Source organism: Pacificibacter sp. (assembly GCF_039769035.1).
Taxonomy (GTDB): Bacteria; Pseudomonadota; Alphaproteobacteria; order Rhodobacterales; family Rhodobacteraceae; genus Celeribacter.
On the sequence record NZ_JBDMZG010000107.1, the window covers coordinates 41,113 to 63,375 of the forward strand.

At 56.1% G+C, this 22,263-nt stretch carries 20 protein-coding genes; 8 read left to right on the forward strand and 12 right to left on the reverse strand.

Translation table 11 applies throughout. The features are described from left to right. Positions 1 to 22: 22 nt before the first annotated feature. Complete coding sequence (locus ABF287_RS09790; protein WP_347184823.1) at positions 23 to 712, reverse strand: hypothetical protein; 690 nt, start codon at positions 710 to 712, stop codon at positions 23 to 25. A 144-nt stretch (positions 713 to 856) separates the two neighbouring features. On the opposite strand from ABF287_RS09790, the gene ABF287_RS09795 reads away from it, so the two are divergent. Continuing rightward, positions 857 to 1,990: an AraC family transcriptional regulator gene (locus ABF287_RS09795; protein ID WP_347184824.1), complete on the forward strand. Its 1,134-nt coding sequence runs from the start codon at positions 857 to 859 to the stop codon at positions 1,988 to 1,990. Between the two features lie 90 nt (positions 1,991 to 2,080). On the opposite strand, the gene ABF287_RS09800 is transcribed toward ABF287_RS09795, so the two are convergent. The 5 genes from ABF287_RS09800 to meaB form a co-directional block, all read right to left on the reverse strand. Then, entirely contained in the window at positions 2,081 to 2,578 is a 498-nt protein-coding gene (locus ABF287_RS09800; RefSeq protein ID WP_347184825.1) for a copper chaperone PCu(A)C, read from the reverse strand. A 48-nt stretch (positions 2,579 to 2,626) separates the two neighbouring features. Next, positions 2,627 to 3,016 carry a hypothetical protein gene (locus tag ABF287_RS09805; protein WP_347184826.1) on the reverse strand — a complete coding sequence of 130 codons (390 nt, stop codon included), beginning with the start codon at positions 3,014 to 3,016 and terminating at the stop codon, positions 2,627 to 2,629. Positions 3,017 to 3,060: 44 nt separating this feature from the next. Beyond that, positions 3,061 to 4,317, reverse strand: a complete 1,257-nt coding sequence (locus ABF287_RS09810; RefSeq protein ID WP_347184827.1) for a hypothetical protein — start codon at positions 4,315 to 4,317, stop codon at positions 3,061 to 3,063. A 117-nt stretch (positions 4,318 to 4,434) separates the two neighbouring features. Continuing rightward, the gene (rpmB, locus tag ABF287_RS09815; protein WP_347184828.1) at positions 4,435 to 4,722 is read right to left on the reverse strand and encodes a 50S ribosomal protein L28; all 288 of its coding nucleotides are present in this window, start codon (positions 4,720 to 4,722) and stop codon (positions 4,435 to 4,437) included. A gap of 377 nt (positions 4,723 to 5,099) precedes the next feature. After that, positions 5,100 to 6,089, reverse strand: coding sequence for a methylmalonyl Co-A mutase-associated GTPase MeaB (gene meaB / locus ABF287_RS09820; RefSeq protein WP_347184851.1), 990 nt, complete (start codon positions 6,087 to 6,089; stop codon positions 5,100 to 5,102). A gap of 160 nt (positions 6,090 to 6,249) precedes the next feature. Between meaB and hrpB the strand changes: the two genes are divergently transcribed. Further along, entirely contained in the window at positions 6,250 to 8,679 is a 2,430-nt protein-coding gene (gene hrpB / locus ABF287_RS09825; RefSeq protein ID WP_347184829.1) for an ATP-dependent helicase HrpB, read from the forward strand. Positions 8,680 to 9,557: 878 nt separating this feature from the next. On the opposite strand, the gene gndA is transcribed toward hrpB, so the two are convergent. Next, positions 9,558 to 10,988 (reverse strand): NADP-dependent phosphogluconate dehydrogenase, encoded by a 1,431-nt coding sequence (gene gndA, locus ABF287_RS09830; protein ID WP_347184830.1) that lies wholly within the window; start codon positions 10,986 to 10,988, stop codon positions 9,558 to 9,560. A gap of 342 nt (positions 10,989 to 11,330) precedes the next feature. On the opposite strand from gndA, the gene ABF287_RS09835 reads away from it, so the two are divergent. Beyond that, positions 11,331 to 11,744 carry an NUDIX hydrolase gene (locus ABF287_RS09835; protein WP_347184831.1) on the forward strand — a complete coding sequence of 138 codons (414 nt, stop codon included), beginning with the start codon at positions 11,331 to 11,333 and terminating at the stop codon, positions 11,742 to 11,744. 106 nt (positions 11,745 to 11,850) lie between these two features. Continuing rightward, positions 11,851 to 13,329 (forward strand): inorganic phosphate transporter, encoded by a 1,479-nt coding sequence (locus ABF287_RS09840; protein WP_347184832.1) that lies wholly within the window; start codon positions 11,851 to 11,853, stop codon positions 13,327 to 13,329. A 95-nt stretch (positions 13,330 to 13,424) separates the two neighbouring features. Here ABF287_RS09840 and argF read toward each other — a convergent pair whose 3' ends face one another. From argF to ABF287_RS09865, 5 genes are all read right to left on the reverse strand, one after another. Continuing rightward, entirely contained in the window at positions 13,425 to 14,348 is a 924-nt protein-coding gene (gene argF, locus ABF287_RS09845) for an ornithine carbamoyltransferase (protein WP_347184833.1), read from the reverse strand. A 24-nt stretch (positions 14,349 to 14,372) separates the two neighbouring features. Then, on the reverse strand, positions 14,373 to 15,539 hold the full coding sequence (locus ABF287_RS09850) for an aspartate aminotransferase family protein (protein WP_347184834.1): 1,167 nt from the start codon (positions 15,537 to 15,539) through the stop codon (positions 14,373 to 14,375). Between the two features lie 293 nt (positions 15,540 to 15,832). Next, the gene (locus tag ABF287_RS09855; protein WP_347184835.1) at positions 15,833 to 16,366 is read right to left on the reverse strand and encodes a hypothetical protein; all 534 of its coding nucleotides are present in this window, start codon (positions 16,364 to 16,366) and stop codon (positions 15,833 to 15,835) included. A gap of 10 nt (positions 16,367 to 16,376) precedes the next feature. Next, on the reverse strand, positions 16,377 to 17,738 hold the full coding sequence (locus ABF287_RS09860) for a mechanosensitive ion channel domain-containing protein (RefSeq protein ID WP_347184836.1): 1,362 nt from the start codon (positions 17,736 to 17,738) through the stop codon (positions 16,377 to 16,379). A gap of 81 nt (positions 17,739 to 17,819) precedes the next feature. Further along, on the reverse strand, positions 17,820 to 18,644 hold the full coding sequence (locus ABF287_RS09865) for an ABC transporter permease (protein WP_347184837.1): 825 nt from the start codon (positions 18,642 to 18,644) through the stop codon (positions 17,820 to 17,822). A gap of 265 nt (positions 18,645 to 18,909) precedes the next feature. Here ABF287_RS09865 and ABF287_RS09870 point away from each other — a divergent pair, with 265 nt between their 5' ends. The 4 genes from ABF287_RS09870 (at position 18,910) to ABF287_RS09885 (ending at position 22,199) form a co-directional block, all read left to right on the forward strand. Beyond that, entirely contained in the window at positions 18,910 to 19,497 is a 588-nt protein-coding gene (locus tag ABF287_RS09870) for a GcrA family cell cycle regulator (protein WP_347184838.1), read from the forward strand. Positions 19,498 to 19,707: 210 nt separating this feature from the next. Then, positions 19,708 to 20,634 carry an ABC transporter ATP-binding protein gene (locus ABF287_RS09875; protein WP_347184839.1) on the forward strand — a complete coding sequence of 309 codons (927 nt, stop codon included), beginning with the start codon at positions 19,708 to 19,710 and terminating at the stop codon, positions 20,632 to 20,634. After that, positions 20,631 to 21,392, forward strand: a complete 762-nt coding sequence (locus ABF287_RS09880) for an ABC transporter permease (protein ID WP_347184840.1) — start codon at positions 20,631 to 20,633, stop codon at positions 21,390 to 21,392. Before ABF287_RS09875 ends, ABF287_RS09880 begins: the two co-directional genes overlap by 4 nt. A gap of 231 nt (positions 21,393 to 21,623) precedes the next feature. After that, complete coding sequence (locus tag ABF287_RS09885) at positions 21,624 to 22,199, forward strand: YceI family protein (protein WP_347184841.1); 576 nt, start codon at positions 21,624 to 21,626, stop codon at positions 22,197 to 22,199. Positions 22,200 to 22,263: the final 64 nt, after the last annotated feature.

Consider the following 22,263-nt stretch of genomic DNA (forward strand, 5'->3'; position numbering starts at 1 on the left):
TCCCCCGAAAGCGCGGTGCAGCCTATTGAGTTGCAACCACGGGCCGCGCTTTGCGCAACGTGCGCCAAAGCCAAAACAGCATAAGAAGCACAATGGTCAGTTCCGGCAGGGACAAAAGGCCAGAGTCACGCACGGCCTGAGGAAACGCTGAGGCCCCCGGTCCGGTAAAGGCCGATCCGGCTGCGATGAAAAAGCCGATGCACATGCGCAAAAGATGCTGGGCGATCCGAAGTTTATTGGAAATCTTTGCGCCAAAAATCATGCGCGCATCGCCGCCGCAGACGACCGCCGCCATGGCGAACAAGAAGAAATAATCCGCAGCGGCAAAGCCGAACAAATGCCCGTCTGGCAATGTCGTGGCGTACCAGCCAGCACCGAAAAGCGCGACCGCGTTCAGGGCATTCAACACAGCAATGGCTTTGAACCACACTTTGACGCCACGCGCATGAATGCGCACAGCCAACACACCGCTTGTCACCAAGGTCGCCCCAAGGATGCCCGCGTGAAACGTGATCCAGAATGTTTCGTATTTTAGCGCCCCAAGGACAGCCCCCAGCACCGAGGCAATTCCCATGCTGACGACAAAGAGACGGCCCGCGCCGACGTGCACTTTGCGCCCTTTGCGAGCTCCAAGGGCGATGGCGCCCAAAAGGACTGCCAATGAGCCGAGCAGGACATGTGCAATCAATGTGATGGTGTCGGGGGTGAGCATAATGATTCCTTTCCGTTGCGTTGATTTCGCCCAGATATGCGCACCTTGGAGTGTCCTGTCGTCCTCGCATGACGGCGAGGACATTTTATTTGCCGCACCAACGCACGTGTTGATACCGACGTTCAGACAGGCATATAAATACTTATGGAAAACGCCGCTGTTCTGTCAGTTGCCGGACTATGTCTTGGCATTGCCCTGTCGGGGTTGCTTGCTGTTGCGGCGCGAAAAGGCAGCCTGCGCGAAAGGCTCAGTCTTGGGATCGCCTATCTCGCGTTCGTCGGGTTGATCGCGCTGCCGATCGTCAAAATCTCCGCCACTGAGATGTTGCTCAATTACATGCCGCTGTTGCTGGTATGTCTACTGGCCCTGCCTCCGGCATTGTATCACCATATCGCAGCCAGAACGGCCAAGGCTGCGCAGGCTCACATCCCAAAACGCGATCTGATTTTGCCCTTGGCAGGCGGGCTCGTTTGTATCGGGTTTTGGATATTGCCAGCGCAGGCCAAGACCTTGATGTTCATATCAGGTGAATTGCCCGCTGGCGTTTTGCCCGCAACGCTCGCCCTTTTGACATTCGCCTTAATCGTGATCTGGTTGGTGGCATCCTTTGCCTACCTTGTCGCGATCCTGCGCAGCCTTAGGGCCTATCGCGCCCGTATCAGGCAGCTTTATTCGGACGTCGAAACACGGGATTTGCGCTGGGTCGATGTGGTGATGGGGCTGCTTGTCTTGATTTGGGGCGTGGGCGCTTTGTCGCTGGCAGATGAAAACTTCTCGGATGGCACTTTGGTTAGCGACACGCTTTTGCTTGCGCTGATCGCTGGAGGTTTGTTGGTGATAAATGTTTTCGCCCCGCTCACACCGCCAGACCTAAACGGGGACGCCAAAGAAGATGCGCCAGATCTTAAATATGCCCGCTCTGCCTTAAAGTCCGATCTTGCGGAAAAATTGACCGCACGCGTTGAGACAGCAATGCAAAAAGATCAGCTTTATCTCGACCCCAACTTGTCGCTGCAAAAACTGTCAACGCATGTGGGGGCACTGCCGAACCATGTTTCACAAATCTTGAATCAACACATCGGCGCATCCTTTTTCGACTACGTGTCGCGGTGTCGGATCGAGGCGTCAAAACCACAGATCATAGCAGGCGATGTCTCGGTGCTGACTGTCGCGCTCGATGTTGGGTTCAACTCGCGCTCAGCGTTTTACAAGGCCTTTAAACGCGAAACGGGCATGACCCCTAAAACCTATCGCGCGGCGCAGCATCACTTAGGCTAAAGGCTGACATGTAAAATGGGCGGCGCCAAACGCAAAACGGCGGTCCTTCCTGTTTTGGAAAGACCGCCGCTTGTGTTCATTTGGACGGGATCAGTGGTCCATTTTGCCATGGTCCATCTTTTCCATATCCACCTTCATTGCGCCCGCGTCGGCTGTGCGCTCAAGATCGACAGGCACGGTGATGGTGATGTCGCCGGCGTGCTCAAATGTCAGGGTCACGTCGAATGTCTCGCCCTGCACCATCGGCGCGGTGAGGCCCATGAGCATCACGTGATCGGCCCCGCGTTGTAGCGCATGCATCCCCATGGCAGGCACTTCGAAACCGTCTTCATCGCGGCGCATTTTCATCACGCCGTCATCGCCGTGGATATGCGTGTGCAGCTCGACGCGTTTGGCCATACCTGAGGCAGCATTGATCAGACGGTCTTCTTCCATGCCAGTGTTTTTGATCACGAAAAACGCGGCACCGGTTTTGGCAGAAGGGCCAGAAGAGCGCGCATAGGCGTCCTCAACGGTGATGTCAGCGAAGGCAGGCAGCGCGAACAAAGTGGCAGCAAAGCCGCCCAAGAGAGTGGATTTAAGGGACATGATGTCTTCCTGTCGTTCTGAAATTATCTAATGATACGAGAGAGATAATCAGAAAACGGGTGGCCCACGCGCAGTTGTAAAGACGCCATCAACTGGGGCTTGGGCGATCTGAACCGGCGTGACAGGCAATGTTTTTGCGCTGAACGATGGCTGCACAACTGCCTCATCTGTGGCAACCACAGCCAAAGAGGCCAGCGCACAATCTGGGCAGAAATGCGCGACGCCCAAAGGCTGTCCGTCTGCGTCCATCAAGACCGTCACCGACCCTGTGCCGACGCACAACACCATCTCGCCAGAGGCATCGCGCGCCATGCCGCGCGCCGACGCCATCGCGCCTGAGGTGGCGATGATCACGGCGGCAAAGACAAAGGCCAATATGGGTTTCAGCAAACGCATGGCCTGTGATAGCGCCGTTTCACCGGATATGGAAAGCGACATTTTGCAGCGGCCGTGTGACGCGCGCAGCTTCGCGCTTGCGCCAATCAAAAATCACGCAAGAAAAAGCTGAAATCTGCAAAATCGCCGTTGGATGTCGCAGCCCCCGCATGACAGCCCAGACAACTGCCCGTGCCATCGCTTTGCATAAATGTTTCCATCGTCACATTGGACAAAAACCGTGGCAATTCGCCGTGTTCAAAGATCGGACTTTTTTGCGCCCCACGCCACTGCACCGAGATCAACTGATACTGGGCCAAGGGCGTGCCTTGAAGCTTCGCCTGCCATTTGGCATTGGTGCGCGCGGTGGCGTCAAAGATCTGCCAGCAACGCGTGATCTGATTGGACATCAAAGGCTTGCCCGCAGGTGTGACCCCATGCGGCCAGTCCTGCGACCATTTCACTTCGCCCTCAAGAGGCTGATTCACAGCGCAATCTTCACAGGTCGGGTCAAACAACAAATAGTCTTGAAGCTCTGCGCTCAGATCGTCCGGCGCGGGGCATCCATTGGGGAAAAGCTCTTTGGTGAAAAGCGAATTGATTTTGCGCGCATGAACAGACGTCGGGACGGTGTTGCGATGCTCGAATGTGGCCCAGATCCATTCATCGCCATTGCCCGAGGCGACCTTTGCCATGACGTGCATGCCCACAAGGCCAAACGCGCCCTCAATGCACATCGCCTCCGCCGACAGCGAGTCTTCGGCGGGCACATAGACAGCGCCCCGCTCAGAGATGAAGCGCGGGTCTGGCCCCGCCAGCGCGATCCAAGAGGTTTTGACATGCACCGCAGGACGATCCTCTGTGTCACCCCCACGGGGGAAATTGATATCGCCACTGGGCGCCGTGTTCAGATAGGCCGCGGCCACGGCATTCGTGCGCGTCTCGTAAACCACAGGGACGCCGTTTTGCGCAATCAAACTGCTGCCATCAGCCTGAACAAGATCGGAAAACCGCAACGGGCCGGGCGCATCCGCGCAAGTCTCCCCCGCAGGATCAAGACCGACGATGGCGTCCGTGCGGGTGAAATTCTGCCATTGATCAGGGCCATCCGCGCCACGGACATCGCGCCAATTGAGCGCCACGAAGCCCTTCCAGCCAAAGGCATCAAAGGGCGCCTGAACGCCTTTGGCCACGATCATATATTCGAAATTGTCACCAAATTCAGTCTGATCAAAGGGATACGCGGCGCAGATTTGGTCATGGGGCGGCAACGCGCAAAAACGATCCGCCTCGGCGTCTTGGGCCGAGACAGCCCCCACCGCGCCAAGCACGGCCAAACAGAACCAGAAGAACAGCTGTTTCATGCCTCTATCAGAGACAAGACACACCGTTGAGTCAATCTCGCGACCCACGCAGCAAACATGAGAAAACCCCGCACGGTCTAAACCGGCGGGGTCTTAATCAGTCAAAGACTGGAAGGCTTAAGCGGCTGCTTGAGCTTTCGCGATGTCTTTTTTGATTTTCAATGCTGTTGCAGAGAGCTCTTCGTCTTTGGCTTTCGCCATGAACGCGTCAAAACCACCACGGTGGTCGACAGAGCGCAGCGCAGCTGCAGAGATCTTCAATTTGAAAGTGCGACCGAGAGTTTCCGACATCAGCGACACGTCGTTGAGGTTCGGAAGAAAACGGCGGCGTGTACGGTTTTTAGCGTGGCTGACATTGTTGCCAGACATTGGGCCTTTACCAGTCAATTCGCAGCGGCGTGCCATGGGTTCATCCTCGTTTAGGTACCAAGACGCGGCGCGCCCTAGCTATTGCTCTAATCTATATTATTCGCGCCCGTATGACGACTTGCGGACCAAGGTGCAAGACCTCGCGCACGTTCATCATCAAAAAAGGCTGAATTCTATAGAGAAAGGCACCCCAAAAAGCGGCGCCCGAAATTCAGTTTCGGGTGAATATGAGGAATCAACAGAGTCGTCAAGGCCCGTAAGCCGGTTGAACCATGATCTTTGGCCCCAAATGCAAATATATACAGATTGCAGCGCGCCTGAGCACTGGATGCCCTGCCTTGCAACGGCGCATCCTCCTCAGACCCTTGCGCCCAGCGGGACTGATTCTTTCTTATATAGTCGCTAAATAGTCGTTATTTCGACGTGCCAGAGGCCGTCAGCGCCGCCAAGACCTGTTCTGCAGCACGGCTGGCGGTCAGTTCACCCCGCCCAACTTGCTGCGCAAAATCCGTGATGGCCGTCTTCAAAGGTTCGCGGTCCAACTGACCCAACAAGCCATTGCGAATGTCTTGCGCAAACCAATACTGCGCCTGATCTGCGCGGGTCTGGTCGTAATGCCCATGCTCTTTGCGCCACTGCACAAGGCTTTGCATCTCTGCCCAAGCCTCACTCAGCCCCGCACTTTCGATCGCCGACACGGTGGCCGCCTTTGGAAAACCCTCAGGGTCTTGCGGACGACGCCGCAACAAATGCAAAGCCCCTGCATAATCGGCCCGCGTGCGCTGTGCGGCCGCCTTGAGATCCCCATCAGCCTTGTTGACCAAAATCAAATCGGCCATTTCCATGATGCCACGTTTGACGCCCTGCAATTCATCGCCCCCCGCAGGCGCGAGCAGCAACAAAAACACGTCAGACATCTGCGCCACAACCGTTTCAGATTGCCCCACGCCCACGGTTTCAATCAGCACGACATCATAACCTGCCGCCTCACACAGCTGCGTGGCTTCGCGCGTGCGCCGCGCCACACCGCCCAAGTTGGTTTGCGACGGCGACGGCCGGATAAAGGCGTTCTTTTCCCGCGTCAGCAATTCCATCCGCGTCTTATCACCCAAAATCGACCCCCCAGAGCGCGCAGACGACGGATCAACCGCCAATACAGCGACCTTGAGCCCCTGCTCGATCAGCATCATGCCAAAGCTTTCGATAAAGGTCGATTTGCCCACACCCGGCGTGCCCGACAGGCCCAAACGCAGCGCTTGGCGCCCTGAGTGCTGCACCAATTCCATCAGCTCCAAAGCCTGCGCACGGTGATCGTCGCGCCCGCTTTCGACCAAAGTGATTGCCCGCGCCAAGGCCCGTCTGTCGCCCGCCAACAGGCGTTCCGCCAATTCGTTGATATCCATACCGTCTTCCAGCATCCCATGCGCATTTTGGCCGATACTGCCCCGCAAAACGGGCCCCTGTCCAGTCGCGACCGCAACCCTGCGGCAATTGGGGCGCGCAGCCACCGCACCGCGCGATCTCGGGTCTTCCCCTTGCACAGTCAATCCCGCATAAAGAGCCATGACCCGGACCACCCGCCCCATTGACTTACCCATTGATGTCGTTTTGCCCGACCTTGTGGCCGCCGTGCAGTCGCATGGCCAAGCCGTGTTGATGGCACCCCCAGGGGCTGGCAAAACCACCCGTGTGCCGCTGGCGCTCTTGCCTGTGACCTCTGGCAAAATCATCATGCTGGAACCGCGCCGCTTGGCCGCGCGCTCTGCCGCTGAACGCATGGCGGAAACCTTGGACGAAGCAGTCGGTCAGACCGTGGGCTACCGCATGCGCGGTGAGAACAAAACGAACAAAAATACGCGCATAGAAGTCGTCACAGAAGGTATTCTGACACGAATGCTACAATCGGACCCTGAGCTGTCCGGTGTGGGTGCTGTGATTTTTGATGAGTTTCACGAACGCTCTTTGAACGCCGATTTCGGTCTGGCGTTGATCTGTGAAGTGCGCGGCGCCTTGCGCGATGATCTGGCGCTGATCGTCATGTCCGCCACCTTGGATGCTGCCCCTGTGGCAGACCTTTTGGGCGGCGCGCCGATTGTGCGATCCGAAGGCCGCGCCTTTCCGGTTGAGACCCGTTGGCTGGACAAGCCCGTCCCCAAATCCCAACGCTTTGAAGCCGCCGTGGCCGATCTGGTGATCGAGGCTGTCACAACTCAAGACGGCTCCGCTTTGGTGTTCTTGCCGGGGGAAGGCGAAATCCGCCGAGTGGAACAGCACCTCACAGGCCGCGTGCCGAAAGATTGCGCCATTCGTCCGCTGTTTGGCGCGATGAAATTCGACGCGCAACGTGCCGCCATCGCGCCGTGCAAAACAGGTCGTAAAATCGTGCTCGCCACATCAATTGCCGAGACATCCCTGACCATCGAAGATGTGCGCATCGTGGTCGATGGCGGCAAATCGCGCCGTGCGCGGTTTGATCCCTCATCGGGCATGTCTCGGCTGGTCACGGAACGCGCCTCCAAAGCCGAAGCCGAGCAACGCAAGGGTCGCGCGGGCCGTGTGGCCGCGGGGATATGTTACCGCTTGTGGACACGCGGCGAAGAAGGCGCGATGCCGATGTTTGCCCCTGCCGAAATTGAAGCCGCAGACCTCAGCGGCTTGGCCTTGGAACTGGCACTTTGGGGCGCATCCGAGGCGGAATTGGCGTTTTTAACGCCGCCACCGCACGGCCAATTGGCCGAGGCCCGCGCGCTGTTGCAGGGGCTTGAGGCACTGGACGCGTCGCACCGCATCACTGATCATGGCCGTAAAATCGCGGCCCTGCCTTTGCACCCTCGGCTTGCACATATGCTGCAAAAAGCGGGTACAAATGCCGCCAATTTGGCCGCAATCTTGAACGAACGCGACCCACTTCGTGGGGTTGGCGTGGATTTGGCGCTGCGCATGACGGCGCTCGGAGGGCGGGACAATCGCGCGGATCGTGGCGCGATTGAGCGGATCAAGCTTGAGGCCAAACGCCTGCGCACAGGCCTGCCAAACGGGCCTGATTTGAGCTTGGGCGAAATGGCCGCGCTCGCCTATCCCGACCGCATCGGGCTGCGCCGCAAAGGCGACCAAGCGCGCTATGTGATGTCGGGCGGCAAAGGCGCCGTGATGGAGGATAGCGACGCTTTGGCCGGCGCGCGGTTGATCGTGATCACCGACACAGACGGTGCCCCGCGTGAGGCGAAAATCCGTCAAGCCGTTGCGTTGACTGAGGCCGAGCTGCGAGGTCTCTATGGTGATCAAATCGCGTGGGCAGATGTCTGCCATTGGGACAAACGCGCCGGCCGCGTGGTGGCCCGCCAACGCGAAATGTTCGGTGCGCTGACCTTGGATGATCGCCCGTGGAAAGACGCACCTCCTGAGGCCATTGCCCTTGGCGCGCTCGATGGTATTCGCCAGATCGGCCTGCCGTGGACGCCCGCTGCCAAACGCTTTGCCGCGCGCGTGGCGCTGATGGGCGATGACTATCCTGATATGAGTGACGCGGCTTTGCTGGACAACTTAGAAGACTGGCTGCTGCCGCATCTGAAAGGCGCAAAAACCGACGGGGCTTTACGTAATCTCGACACCACTGAGGCGCTGCGGGCGATGCTCGACTGGAACCAGATGAGCCGCTTGGACGCCGAAGTGCCTGGGGCATTTACCAGCCCCATGGGGCGCAAACTGCCTATTGATTACTCAGGCGAACATCCTGAAATCACAGCCAGAATCCAAGAAATGTTCGGCACCACGCGCCATCCCACAGTGGGCCCACGCCAGACGCCGCTGAAAGTGGTCCTGACCTCCCCCGCGCATCGCCCGCTACAGGTGACGATGGATATCCCGAATTTCTGGAAAACATCCTACGCCGATGTGCGCAAAGACATGCGCGGCAAATACCCGCGCCACCCTTGGCCCGAAGACCCGACGGAAGCCGATCCAACGCTGCGTGCCAAACGGCGTGGGACGTGAGAGAGGAGTTTGGGGGACGCGATAGGGCGGCATTGCGCAATCTGACCCGATAAGAAGAAAAAAGACAGATTGTGGTATTTTGCATCTTGAGAGTCTGTTAGGTTATCAACATGACCACCAAAATCTCCCCAGCCTGTAAAAATCTCCTCGTCGAGGAAATGCTAGTCCAAGCTAACCTCGCGATTGAGGCCTACAGTCGGCTGCATGAAATGCTAGCACATCCTGAAACTCGTCAGAAGCGCGAGGTCTAGGCGTTCGTTCAGTCTGCGCTGTCCCATACGGCGATGATTTCAAAGTTCATGAAGCCGCCCAGTAAATCCCAGCTTTCGGCTGAAAGGGCAAGTTCACTAAAGGAATTGCTAAAAGTAGAAGAAGATTCTCCGGTCTTCAGCAGAAACGCGAGAAACAACGTTGAGCACCTCGACGAACGGATTGACCTTTGGATCGAGACGGGCGGGACGAAGATGCTAGAATGTGTTTTCGATTCTCGCCAAAACTACGATTTTTTAAATAGACCTAGCTCTGATCAAAGAAGCTGGTTCACAAAACGCGTTTATTTGATCGCGGACGACACATTCTTGTCAGCGGGGCGATCGGGCGTCGAAGAAATCAACATGAAGCTACTGATGGATGAAGTTCGCCGAATTAAACAAGTCGCGGAGTGTTTCCTAAAGGAAGACTCCACAATTACGCGCCTTCATCCTTAAATTCAATCAGAAGCCATTGGCGAATGGTTCTGTCGATCAGCATAGCCTTCCAGCGCAATGATCGCCAGTGCCAAATCGATCCACTACACCCCCACCCAAATGAGAAAGCGCGAGGTTGCCCCCGCGCTTTGAAAATGTCGTTTTGCGTGATCGCTTAGGCCCGCGCGTGACTTAAGAATGCGCGATGTCTGAGGCCCATGGGCCGTGCTGATCGACCTCGCCTGTGTCAACGCGCACAAAGCCGTGGGCGCCGAAGAAGTCGCGTTGGCCTTGGACCAAATCGGTTGTGCCGCGGCCTTGGCGCATGGTGTCGAAGTATGCGAGCGCGGCTGCGAAAGCTGGCACGGGCAGGCCTTGCAAGGATGCAGAGGCCACGACGCGGCGCAAAGCCGATGAGCCGTCGATGATGCGTTGCGCGAAACGTGGGGCGAAGATCAGGTTGCCGTGGGGCAGACCTTCGCGCACGGCGGATGCCATTTCATCAAGCATTGTGGAGCGGATGATGCAGCCTTCGCGCCAAACTTCGGCGCAGCTGGCCAAGTCCAAGTCCCAGTTGTATTCATCAGAGGCCGCAGCCAAGAGCTTAAGCCCTTGATCGTAGGCGATGATTTTCGCCGCCAGCAGTGCTTTTTCCAGATCGTCGTCAGAAATGGCAGGCGCGTTTGAGGCATCCATTTCCAGACCTGCGAAGAGCTCTTCGCCCGCGATCCGCGTGTCTTTGGCCGCAGACCAAGAGCGCGCAGCCACAGCTGCTTCGATGGTGGATGGAGACTGGCCGAGTGAAAGCGCTTCGATGGCAGTCCAACGGCCTGTGCCCTTTTGGCCGGCTTTGTCGACGATGATGTCCACGATCGGCTGGCCAGACTTTTCATCGATGGTCTGCAAAACCTTGCCAGAGATTTCCACCAGATAGGATTTGAGCTGACCTTGGTCCCAAGTCTCAAACAGCTTGCCGATGTCAGCGGCAGAGCGACCTTCGCCATCACGCAGCAGGCCATAGACCTCGGCGATCATCTGCATGTCAGCGTATTCGATGCCGTTGTGCACGGTTTTCACAAAGTGACCCGCGCCATCGGGGCCGAAGTGATCGGCACAAGGCGCGCCTTCGTGTTTGGCAGAGATCGCTTCAAGGATGTCTTTGATCACGTTGAAGGACGATTTATCGCCGCCCGCCATGATGGATGGACCGTGACGCGCGCCCTCTTCGCCGCCAGACACGCCCATGCCGATGAAGTTGAGACCGCTCTCGGAGAGAGCCGCATCACGACGGCGGGTGTCGTGGAAGTTGGCGTTGCCCGCATCGATGATCATGTCGTCTTTGTCCAAGAGCGGCTTGAGCCCTTCGATCACGGAATCAACGGGTCCGCCTGCTTGCACCATAATGATGATGGCGCGCGGTTTTGTGAGTGAGGCGACGAGCTCTCCGAGTGTTTTTGTTGGCACTAGGTTTTTCGCAAGATCTCCAGCGGAGGCGATGTAGTCATCTGTGACAGACCCTGTGCGATTGTAGACCGCCACTGGGAAGCCATTCTCTGCGATATTGAGCGCAAGATTTGCCCCCATAACACCAAGGCCGATCAGGCCGATGCGCGCTTGTGCCATATGTCATTCACTTTCTTAAATGTTGCCGTCTATTTCTTGTATGAGGCATCAGGTATTCCGCTGCATACAGGAAGCTTGGCCACAGTGTTAGCGTATGACAATCCAGAATGCCATGCAGCCAGCACCCTGATTGTCAAAAAGTGACATATTACATCATCGTAAATTGCGTTCCGTGGCAGATATGGCGTGCCAACATGGGCGGGCGTGCAGGCCGCTGTAAATCCCTGTTTCTTGATTCTTTGCAATTATTGCCCTATGTTAACAAAATAAAAATAAAAACAGGCACATGGTTTCCCAATGGTATCTCTTTTAAAAAACGCCTGGTCAGGCGTCATAAATCCTTTGATCAAACGCCCAAATCGGGTGCAATCAGCGGCGCTGTGCTATCGCACAGGCAAACGCGGCAAAGAAATTTTGCTGATCACATCACGTGAACGCGGACGGTGGATTCTGCCCAAAGGTTGGCCGATTGCGGGCCTTGATGGCGCAGGCACAGCCGCCCAAGAAGCGTGGGAAGAAGCAGGCGTTAAACCTCTCAAAGTGAACAAGAAACCTTTGGGACAGTTTCACTACGACAAGATTTTGGACAACGGTGCGACGGCGCCGGTTGACGCGAATGTCTATTCCATCGAAGTCAAAGACCTGTCGGACAGCTACCCTGAAGTGAGCGAACGCACACGCAATTGGGTCGCACCAAAACAGGCCGCTGAATTGGTGGAAGAACCCGGTCTCAAAGCGATTTTGCGCGACTTTTAAAAACGACACACACCCCAACGAAGTTATCAAAAAGCTTGATCCTTAAGCTTTGGTCCTTTAGCGCTGCCCAGAATGTAACAGTTTTGTGAAAGCGAGAGGGTGAGCCATGAGCGCGCCAAACGACAATCAGTGGAAGACACTGGACAAAGACCTGAACCGTATCAGCCAATTTGAATACGCCCAAACCTACGTTGCCCGCCCTATGGTCGGTCTTGGCGTGGCTTTGGCGTTCATCGTGATTGCTGCCCTTGTTGCAGGTCTTATTTTCGGAAGCCAACCCGGATCAATGATCATCATCGCAGCTGCCGCATTGGGCGCTTATATGGCGATCAACATCGGTGCCAACGACGTGGCCAACAACATGGGTCCTGCGGTGGGGGCCAAAGCGCTGACCATGGGCGGGGCGATTGTGATCGCGGCCTTGTGCGAAAGTGCCGGCGCGCTTTTGGCGGGCGGCGACGTGGTGTCGACCATTTCCAAAGGCATCATTGATCCATCGTCCATGGCGGACACGCGCATCTTTATATGGGCGATGATGGCGGCTTTGCTGTCGTCCGCGCTTTGGGTGAACCTTGCCACTTGGATCGGCGCACCTGTGTCCACCACCCACTCTGTTGTGGGCGGCGTTATGGGCGCAGGCATTGCAGCGGCTGGGTTCTCGGCCGTGAACTGGGTCTCAATGAGCAAAATCGCAGCCTCATGGGTCATCTCGCCCTTGCTCGGTGGTTTGATCGCGGCGGCTTTCCTTGCCTTGATCAAAGCGAAAATCATCTACCAAGAAGACAAAATCGCAGCCGCGCGCAAATGGGTGCCCATCCTTGTGGGCATTATGATGGGCGCATTCGCAGCCTATTTGGCGGTCAAAGGTCTCAAGCGCATCGTCATAATCGACATCCCCACAGCCCTGCTGATCGGGGCGGCCATTGGCGCGGTTTCATACGCCGTGTCTGCGCCTTTGATCCGTCGTCAATCTGAGGGTCTCGAGAACCGCAACAAGTCGCTGAAAGTGCTGTTTGGTCTGCCTTTGGTGATCTCTGCCGCGCTTTTGTCTTTTGCCCATGGCGCCAACGACGTGGCCAATGCGGTTGGTCCCTTGGCCGCCATCGTCCACGCCAATGAGTTCGGCGAGTTCGCGGGCAAGGTGAACATCCCGCAATGGGTGATGATCATCGGTGCTTTTGGTATTTCCTTTGGCTTGATGTTGTTCGGTCCGAAACTGATCAAAATGGTCGGCAGCCAAATCACCAAGTTGAACCCGATGCGCGCTTACTGTGTGGCACTGTCTGCGGCGATCACCGTGATCATCGCAAGCTGGTTGGGTCTGCCTGTGTCGTCCACACACATCGCTGTTGGCGGCGTGTTTGGCGTTGGCTTCTTCCGCGAATGGCATCTTGAGCGCCGCCGCCGTGCCACAAACGCACAGCGCCCCGTCGAGAAACGTCTCGCCAAAGAAGAGCGCCGCCGCCGCAAATTGGTGCGTCGATCCCACTTCATGACCATCATCGCAGCTTGGGTCATCACCGTGCCCGCCGCGGCTTTGCTGTCTGGTTTGGTGTTCTTGATGCTGTCCGCGCTGTTCCACTAGGACCGCGACAATCGCAACAAAATCGCAACAAAAAGGGGCGCTCCATTTGATTGGAGCGCCCCTTTTTTCTATTCTTAAGTCAGTGAATTCGAGCCTTAAGACACACACCAGCCCATGATGGCTTTTTGCGCGTGCAGACGGTTTTCCGCCTCGTCAAAGATCACAGATTGCGGGCCATCCATCACAGCATTCGTGACCTCTTCGCCGCGGTGCGCAGGCAGGCAGTGCATGAACAAAGCGTCTTCATTGGCTTGCGACATGAGTTTGCGATCCACACGGAATGGACGCAGCATCGCATGGCGGCGTTCACGCGCGGACTGGCTGTCATGCATCGACATCCATGTGTCGGCAACGATCAAATCAGCGCCCTCAACGGCTTTCTCAGCGTTGCGCTCAACCTCGACCTTTACGCCCTTCTTGCGCGCATCGGCGATGAACCCTGCTTCTGGGTCCAATTGCTCAGGCCCAGCGAAGGTGAAATCAAAGCCGAACTGGCCAGCGGCGTGAATGAAAGAGGCAGCCACGTTGTTGCCGTCGCCACACCAGACCACTTTTTTGCCTTTGATCGGCCCGCGGTGTTCTTCGAACGTCAAAATATCCGCCATGATCTGGCAAGGATGCGTGCGGTTGGTCAGCCCGTTGATCACCGGCACAGAAGCGTATTCCGCCATCTCGAGCAACGTGGTTTCTTCAAACGTGCGGATCATGATCATATCGACATAGCGCGACAAAACGCGGGCCGTGTCAGCAATGCTTTCACCGTGGCCCAGCTGCATGTCCGTGCCAGACAAAACCATCGTCTGACCGCCCATTTGGCGCACGCCCACGTCAAACGACACGCGGGTGCGTGTGGACGGCTTTTCAAAAATCAGCGCGACCATTTTGTCTTTGAGCGGCAAATCCGCGTCCAAAGCCGCTTTGGGCAGACCCACGCGCGCCTCTTTGGTGGCACGCGCCGTATCGATGATCTGGCGCAAGGCGGCGGGATCAGTTGTGTGAATGTCTAGAAAATGAGGCATAAGATGTTCGTTTCTATCAGCAGATCAAAGGGAAGAGGCCGCCGCATCAAGGCGTGCAACGGCCTCGGCGATGTCCTCGTCGGAGATATTCAAAGGCGGCAGCAAGCGCACCACATTGTCGGCGGCAGGCACGGTCAGCAATTCTTGCGCATAGGCCGCGTTGACCACATCCATGGGTGCAACCTTACATTTGAGACCAACCATCAAGCCCTGCCCCCGCACGCTTTCGAATACATCAGGGTGCGCGGCGATCAGGCCTTCAAGCTTTTGGTTCAACAGCGCTGCTTTGCGGTTCACCTCGTCGATGAAGGCAGGCTCGGACACGATTTCCATGACTTTCAAACCCACAGCACAGCCCAAAGGATTGCCGCCATACGTGGACCCATGGGTGCCCGCGATCATGCCGCTGGCCGCGTCTTCTGTTGCGAGCAAAGCCCCCAACGGAAAACCACCACCGATGCCTTTGGCCACCATCATGATGTCAGGCGTGATGCCGGACCATTCATGCGCAAACAGCTTGCCGGTGCGCGCCACACCGCATTGCACCTCGTCAAAGATCAACAAAATGCCGTGCTCATCACACAGATCGCGCAGACCCTTGAGACATTGATCCGGCACGGGGCGAATGCCGCCCTCGCCCTGAATTGGCTCGATCCAGATTGCGGCCGTTTTGTGAGTGATTGCAGCTTTAACAGCCGCGTGATCAGCGAAAGGCACAGTGATAAACCCAGGCATCAGCGGACCAAAGCCATCGGTCATCTTTTCAGAACCACTGGCGGCAATCGCCCCTGTTGAGCGGCCATGGAAACAGCCCTCAAAGGTGATGATCTCGGTGCGCGCTGGCGCCCCTTTTGAACTGAAATATTTGCGCGCCATTTTGATCGCCAGCTCGGCGGTCTCGGTGCCAGAGTTGGTGAAAAAACAGGTGTCGGCAAAGGTTTCATCGACCAGCTTATCCGCCAGTTTTTGCTGTGCGGGGATTTGGTACAGATTGGACACATGCCACAGCGTGTCGGCTTGGTCTTTAAGCACCTGCGCAAGCTCTGGGTTTGCGTGCCCCAAAGTGTTCACCGCAATGCCAGCGCCCAAATCCAAAAAGCGTCGCCCATCCGCCTCAAACAGCCAAGAGCCGCTGCCCTTAACAAAAGAAAGAGGTGCCCTGTTATAGGTTGGAAGTACGGACGAAATCATAGTCGTGGTCCTTTAAAGAGGCTTAGGCCGTCGAAGAAAGGTCATGGGTGACCTGCACAGACGCGGCTGTCAACAATGGGAGATTGATTTTTACGGGGTCTGCGTGCTTTTCGCAGGATTTGTGCCGCAATCGGCACGGATGAACGGACGGGAACCGGTTTATCGGCCTCGTCGGGAATCGCGTGTATATGTCAGCGTTGTGTTCATAGCGCCGAGATAGCGTGCAAGGCGCGCGCCTGTCAACGGGATTCAAAGCTCAGATGCGCCACAATTGAGCCGCCCGAAAGCTCAGACTATCTGCGCAGCCAATTCCAATAGCGCACAACCAACGCGGCCACGACCAAAAAGACCAAAAAGGCGACGGCAAGGTAAATGAGCGCCGCCAAGCCTGTCTCAATGGCGTTCACCACAGCGACCCTATGCGCAATGTAAAAGGCGTTCTCAATCTCAAGCCGCAAGCGCAAAAACGCGGTGACAAGATAGGTCAAAAGCAAAGCGACATTGATGGTCCAAAATGCGGCCAAGCGCGCCCGCGGCATTTGCACCACCCCAATGCGTTCATGCCCCCAAACAAGCAGCGCAAGCATGCCGGTCAATATGGAAAACTGAAGCAAATAGACGCTCATCGACACCTGCGCATAGAGACCGGATGTGGGCGTGGAAAGATCCGATCCAGAGGCGGACGTCATCGTAGCAAACGAGACCAACTGCGGGCACAGATAGATGGCAGAGACCATCGCAAAAAGCACAGATGCCACCCTCCATCGCGCTTGCGCCCAAAGCGGCAGGCCAACACATAAAACTGCAATGATAAGCCATACCAACATGCTGTCTTCCCTAGGTTTGTTCGGGCGCCGCTATCACACCGCCGCCTTTGATTTCGACAACGCGGTGCGGATATGGAATCTCGATACCGGCGTCTTTGAGCGCGTTCCAAATGATGAACAACACATCCGAAGTGTATTTGTTCGGCCCATCGTCCAAGCCATTGACCCAGAATTCCACCGCAAAATCAATACCGCTGTCACCAAAGCCGCGCAGTTCGCAATCTGGCGGATAGGGCAAATCCAAAATGTCAGGGTGTTTGGCCACAGCCGCTTCGACCAAGGCTGGCACAAGATTAATGTCTGTATCATAGGACACCGAAAAATCCGCTTCATAGCGATTGGCCGAGCCGCTATCGGAATAATTGACCACACGGGTGGTGATGAAATCCTCGTTTGGCACCACGATCCAGCGCCCGTCAAAGGTCTCAAGAATGGCCGCACGGGCGGTCATTTTGACGATCTTGCCCTGCTCGCCGCCATCCAATTCAACGTAATCGCCCACGGTCGCTTGACCTTCGAGCAGCAAAATAACGCCTGAGATAAAGTTGGACGCAATGCGCTGCAAACCAAACCCGATCCCAACACCGATGGCCCCACCCAAGACGGCCAAGGTCGACAGGTTGATGCCCATGATGTTCATCAGCAACAAGAACGACAGGCCCAAAATGGCAATTTCTGCGGCTTTCGATGCCAGCTCGCGCGTCGCAGGGCGCAGGGTTTCTTGGGCAACGATATAGCTGCGACTTTGCCGCGTGGACCAACCACCCAACCAAAACAGCACCGAGCCCGCGATCACGCCGCGCACAACTGACAGCAGGGAAAAGCGGATATTGCCTGCGCCCACAATGGTTTCGGACAGTTTCAGGATCACAGGATCAAGCAGCCCAAGCGCATAGATCACTGCGATTGGCATCAAGACATAACGCCCCAAAAGCTTGAGGAACGGATCTTTGAGAATGGAGCGCACAAAGGCACGCACCACCAAAAGCAAGAACACGCGTTTCCCAAAGGCGATCACCGCGCCAGAGCCAAAGACCGACCGCGTCACGCTTTCGCCGATCCCTGTGAACACATAGGCCAAAATCGGCAATCCCAGCGGCAAGAACAGGATCGCGACCCTGCGTGCCTCATTGATCAGCCCTGTGGCTTCGTCGTCTTTGGGCTGCAAAAACGTCGTGACTTTTGGCAACAACCGCGCTGACAAATACCGCGCCACAAAATACGCCACCAAAAGCAAGGCAAACTGCGACCACGCCGCGGGGCTTAAAAGCCAGCCCTGCGCCAAGGCGAGGCCCTGTTCAAAATACCCGTAAAGCGTATGCACGAAAGGCGGCAAATCAGCAGGCAGCGGCGATGTGGATGTCTCGGTCATGACGGCTCCGAAGGATCATTAACTTACAAAAGCCTTACCCCAGAGCGCAGGGTCGGGAAATGCAAAACCGCGCGTCACTGCTCAAGATTTCAATTTGGTGCCGCGTTTGATCAAAATCCAGCAGGTCAGCAAGACCGCGAATGTGCAGGCCCCGACAACGGCCAGACCCAACATCGGCGAGGAGTCAGACCGCCCGATGATGCCAAACCGCACGCCATCGATCAGGTAGAACACCGGATTCACGTGCGTGAGTGCGCGAAACCACACAGGCAAGTTTTCGACCGAATAGAATGTGCCCGACAAGAACGCCAAGGGCGTGATGATAAAGTTGGTGATCGCCGCCATCTGGTCAAACTTTTGCGCCACGATCCCAGCGATCATGCCCAGGCCCCCCAGCAAAAGCGCGCCAAGCGTGATAAAGATCAGCGCAAACAACGGATGCGCCAGCCCCAGCCCAAAGGCGAGCGCCATGCCGACCCAAATGCCCAAGGCCACAAACAGCCCGCGCGCCAAAGCGCCCGCCATATAGCCCAGCACCAATTCCAGCGGCGACAAGGGCGGCATCAACGTATCAACAATATTGCCCTGCACCTTTGAAACCAGTAGCGACGACGACGTATTGGTGAAGGCGTTCTGAATGACAGTCATTGTCAAAATGCCAGGGGCCAGAAAATGCATGAACGGCACGCCCATGACATCGCCACGGTTCGGGCCAATCGCCAGCGTAAAGATGGTCAAAAACAACCCTGCCGTCATCAAAGGCGCCAGCAAGGTTTGCGTCCACACGGTGGTAAACCGCAAAATTTCGCGCAGCGCCAAAGTGTACAGACCAAGCCAATTGACCCGACCAAAGCGCCGAACGCCCATTCCAGCGTCGGTTTGAGTCGCATTAAGTGCCTTTGACATCGGATATTCCTCTTATGAATCGCTGCACACGCTTGTAACCTGTCTCATCGTGTTTAAAATAGAGGCAGTAAGAGATCTCTAAACGATTTCAGCGCAAAAGCCCTTTGCACAAATCCGCAATGTATCGGGTACGAGCACAATTGCTTGCTCGTCCGCGCTGCCCCGTGTAGGGATACACGCCAATTGAGCGAGGAGCCCCTCGCGACTATTTAAGTGATTCCTGCGGCGCTGGCCGTGGTGGAATTGCGAAGTACAAGGAACGACCATGTCCTGGACCGATGACCGCGTCGAAATATTGAAAAAAATGTGGGGCGAAGGCCAATCAGCCTCGCAGATCGCCAAAGAGCTTGGTGGTGTGACCCGCAACGCCGTGATCGGCAAAGTGCATCGCCTTGGCCTGTCCAATCGCGCTGGCTCCACGTCGACTGCCAAAACGGCGGCCAAGCCTAAAGCGGCTGCAGCCAAACCCAAGGTCGAAGCCGCAGCAGCACCTAAGCCAAAGGCCAAGCCCGCAGCGGCCGCCAAACCGGTCGAGCCTGCAGCACCGGCACCTAAGCCGAACCTGCCTGCACGTCGCGCGATTATTCCTGCTGGTCAACCTTTGCCGCCACAGCCCTCTGCCAATGAAATTCCGGCAGAAGCATTGGCCAAAGTGTCCGAGGTCGAAAAGAAGGCCAAGCGCATTTCCGTCATGGAACTCACCGAGCGCACATGTAAATGGCCAATCGGCGACCCTGCGACAGACGAGTTTTGGTTCTGTGGCCTGCCATCGCAAACCGGCAAGCCTTACTGCGAAGCGCACGTCGGCGTGGCATTCCAGCCCATGTCTGCGCGCCGCGATCGCCGCCGCTAACCACGACCATCTGCTGCGACCCGCGTTTGAGAATTGAAAGGCCGCTCTTCGGAGCGGCTTTTTCGTGGGCGACAGACGTGAGTGACAGATCTGTATAGCTGAAAGTGCGCTGAGCGCACACCAGATGTGCAAGGGCGGGACTGGGCAAGACCGCAATCTAACATTATTGTCCACCAACGCGCTCTAATGACGACAAGTGAAAGGCCCATCATGGCCCCTATTATTACGATTAAAGACCTGACCAAGACCTACGCCTCGGGCACCCCTGCCCTTGATGCCGTTAATCTTGATATTGAAACCGGTGAAATCATTGCTTTGCTTGGCCCGAATGGTGCTGGCAAAACCACGCTGATCAGCGCGATCTGCGGCATGATTAAAATCAGCTCTGGCACGGTCACAGTGAACGGGTTTGACGTGGAACGTGAACCGCGTAAAGCGCGTGCGCAAATCGGTCTGGTGCCACAAGAGATTGCCTTGGATATCTTTGAAACCGTGTGGAATTCAGTCAAAATGACCCGCGGATTGTTTGGGCAAAAACCCGACGACGCCTTTCTGGAAGAGCTGCTGAAATCCTTGTCTTTGTGGGACAAAAAGGACGCAAAAAACCAAGCGCTGTCTGGCGGGATGAAGCGTCGCGTGATGATCGCCAAAGCCTTGTCGCATGAACCCAAGGTTCTGTTTTTGGACGAGCCGACTGCCGGCGTCGATGTCGCCTTGCGTCGTGACATGTGGGACGTGGTCCGCAAGTTGCGCGATCGTGGCGTGACCATCATTTTGACCACCCACTATATTGAAGAAGCCGAAGAAATGGCGGATCGGATCGGCGTGATCAACGGCGGTAAAATCCTGTTGGTCGAGGACACGGCAAACCTGATGCAAAGCTTCGGACGCAAAACCTTGAACCTGTCTTTGGCAGCACCGCTCGACAGCAAACCCGAAGCGCTGTGCGACTACGATTTGGAACTGTCCGAGGACAAGATGACGCTGACCTACGCTTATGACACCCGCGCCGAGCGCACAGGGATCACGCGCCTGATCACCGATTTGGCCGCACAAGGCATTTCGGTGCGCGACTTGGAAAGCAAGCAAAGCTCGCTGGAAGATGTGTTCTTAACTTTGGTGGAGGAAACAGCATGAACTGGCTCGCCGTAAAATCCATCTATATTTCTGAAATGAAACGGTTCTTTCGCACGTTGAGCCAATCGATCATTTCCCCTGTTCTGTCGACAGTGTTGTATTTCGTGGTCTTTGGTGCCGCCATTGGCGGACGTATCCAAGAGGTCGGCGGCATCTCCTACGGGGCCTTTATCGTGCCCGGTTTGGTCATGCTCACCGTGTTGCAGCAATCGCTGTCCAACGCCTCCTTCGGGATCTATTTCCCCAAATTCACTGGCACCATATTCGAGCTGTTCACCGCCCCGATTTCATTCGTCGAAATCCTGCTCGGCTATGTCGGCGCTGCAGCTAGCAAGGCGATGATCATTGCATTCGTGATCTTGATCACGGCCACCTTCTTTGTAGATCTGCACATCATCCACCCGTTCTGGGCGCTGGGGTTCTTGGTTTTGACCGCCATCAGCTTTTCGCTTTTGGGCTTCATCATCGGCATCTGGGCCAGCAATTTCGAACAGTTGCAGATCATCCCGCTGTTGGTGGTCACGCCTTTGGTGTTCTTGGGCGGTGCCTTCTATTCCGCCGATATGCTGCCGGGCTTTTGGGAAACCTTGGTCAAATTCAACCCAGTCCTCTACCTGATCTCAGGCTTCCGCTGGGCGTTTTTCGAGGTCTCAGACGTGCCTGTCGGCGTGTCTTTGGCGGCCATTTCGCTGTTCTTGTTCCTCTGCATCTCTGCCGTGGCGTGGATATTCAAGACAGGGTGGCGTCTAAAAGAATAGTAAAAATCACAGTTACGTCAGAACAAGGGGGCCACGCGCCCCCTTCTTCATGTCGCGAGATCGCGTAAAGCCAAGTATTAAGGCGCAAAGTCACGTCCCTGCGCAAAAGCGTGCGCAAACGCACATATTCTGTTTGGACTGGCGCAGTTGTGCAGATCGGCCTTTAAGGTAGAGTTTGCAGCAACGTGCCTGGACCCGTTACCCACAGTTTAACAAAGAGTGATCTGACACATGAAAAATCTTCTCCTTTCCACAGTTATTGGCCTTGGTTTTGCAACAGCTGCCGTTGCAGACGTCACAGAGTACAAGCTCGACGCGTCCCACAGCCAAATCGTCTTCTCATGGAACCACCTTGGTTACTCATCAACGACTGGCGTCTACTCAGGCTTCGACGGCACAATCATGTTCGACGACGCAGACGCAGCAAACTCTTCCGTTGAAGTTGCTTTCCCAGCAGACAGCCTGTTCACAGGTTGGGCTGAGCGCACAGCACACATCCTGAGCCCAGACTTCTTCAACGCTGAAGCAAACCCAACAGTGTCTTTCAAATCCACAGGCATCGAAGTGACTGGTGAAAACACAGGCATCATCACTGGCGATTTGACATTGAACGGCGTGACAAAATCCGTCGCTTTGGACGCGACAATGAACCAAATGGGCGAGCACCCAATGGCGAAAATGCCATGGGCTGGCTTCGACGCAACAACAACCGTTTTGCGTTCTGACTTCAACGTTGGCAACTTTGCACCATTCGTGGGCGACGAAGTAACAATCGAGATCTCTATCGAAGCTATGAAAGCAATGTAAGCTTTACCGCTTAGACACAGAGGGCCGCAGGAGATGATCCTGCGGCCTTTTTATTGCGTGATAT

What these genes read in the sequence shown, in the direction of transcription:
- ABF287_RS09790 (WP_347184823.1), bottom strand. Translation starts at nt 712, where the DNA reads ATGCTCACCCCCGACACCATCACATTGATTGCACATGTCCTGCTCGGC.
- ABF287_RS09795 (WP_347184824.1), top strand. Translation starts at nt 857, where the DNA reads ATGGAAAACGCCGCTGTTCTGTCAGTTGCCGGACTATGTCTTGGCATT.
- ABF287_RS09800 (WP_347184825.1), bottom strand. Translation starts at nt 2,578, where the DNA reads ATGTCCCTTAAATCCACTCTCTTGGGCGGCTTTGCTGCCACTTTGTTC.
- ABF287_RS09805 (WP_347184826.1), bottom strand. Translation starts at nt 3,016, where the DNA reads ATGTCGCTTTCCATATCCGGTGAAACGGCGCTATCACAGGCCATGCGT.
- ABF287_RS09810 (WP_347184827.1), bottom strand. Translation starts at nt 4,317, where the DNA reads ATGAAACAGCTGTTCTTCTGGTTCTGTTTGGCCGTGCTTGGCGCGGTG.
- rpmB (WP_347184828.1), bottom strand. Translation starts at nt 4,722, where the DNA reads ATGGCACGCCGCTGCGAATTGACTGGTAAAGGCCCAATGTCTGGCAAC.
- meaB (WP_347184851.1), bottom strand. Translation starts at nt 6,089, where the DNA reads ATGGATATCAACGAATTGGCGGAACGCCTGTTGGCGGGCGACAGACGG.
- hrpB (WP_347184829.1), top strand. Translation starts at nt 6,250, where the DNA reads ATGACCCGGACCACCCGCCCCATTGACTTACCCATTGATGTCGTTTTG.
- gndA (WP_347184830.1), bottom strand. Translation starts at nt 10,988, where the DNA reads ATGGCACAAGCGCGCATCGGCCTGATCGGCCTTGGTGTTATGGGGGCA.
- ABF287_RS09840 (WP_347184832.1), top strand. Translation starts at nt 11,851, where the DNA reads ATGAGCGCGCCAAACGACAATCAGTGGAAGACACTGGACAAAGACCTG.
- argF (WP_347184833.1), bottom strand. Translation starts at nt 14,348, where the DNA reads ATGCCTCATTTTCTAGACATTCACACAACTGATCCCGCCGCCTTGCGC.
- ABF287_RS09850 (WP_347184834.1), bottom strand. Translation starts at nt 15,539, where the DNA reads ATGATTTCGTCCGTACTTCCAACCTATAACAGGGCACCTCTTTCTTTT.
- ABF287_RS09855 (WP_347184835.1), bottom strand. Translation starts at nt 16,366, where the DNA reads ATGTTGGTATGGCTTATCATTGCAGTTTTATGTGTTGGCCTGCCGCTT.
- ABF287_RS09860 (WP_347184836.1), bottom strand. Translation starts at nt 17,738, where the DNA reads ATGACCGAGACATCCACATCGCCGCTGCCTGCTGATTTGCCGCCTTTC.
- ABF287_RS09865 (WP_347184837.1), bottom strand. Translation starts at nt 18,644, where the DNA reads ATGTCAAAGGCACTTAATGCGACTCAAACCGACGCTGGAATGGGCGTT.
- ABF287_RS09870 (WP_347184838.1), top strand. Translation starts at nt 18,910, where the DNA reads ATGTCCTGGACCGATGACCGCGTCGAAATATTGAAAAAAATGTGGGGC.
- ABF287_RS09875 (WP_347184839.1), top strand. Translation starts at nt 19,708, where the DNA reads ATGGCCCCTATTATTACGATTAAAGACCTGACCAAGACCTACGCCTCG.
- ABF287_RS09880 (WP_347184840.1), top strand. Translation starts at nt 20,631, where the DNA reads ATGAACTGGCTCGCCGTAAAATCCATCTATATTTCTGAAATGAAACGG.
- ABF287_RS09885 (WP_347184841.1), top strand. Translation starts at nt 21,624, where the DNA reads ATGAAAAATCTTCTCCTTTCCACAGTTATTGGCCTTGGTTTTGCAACA.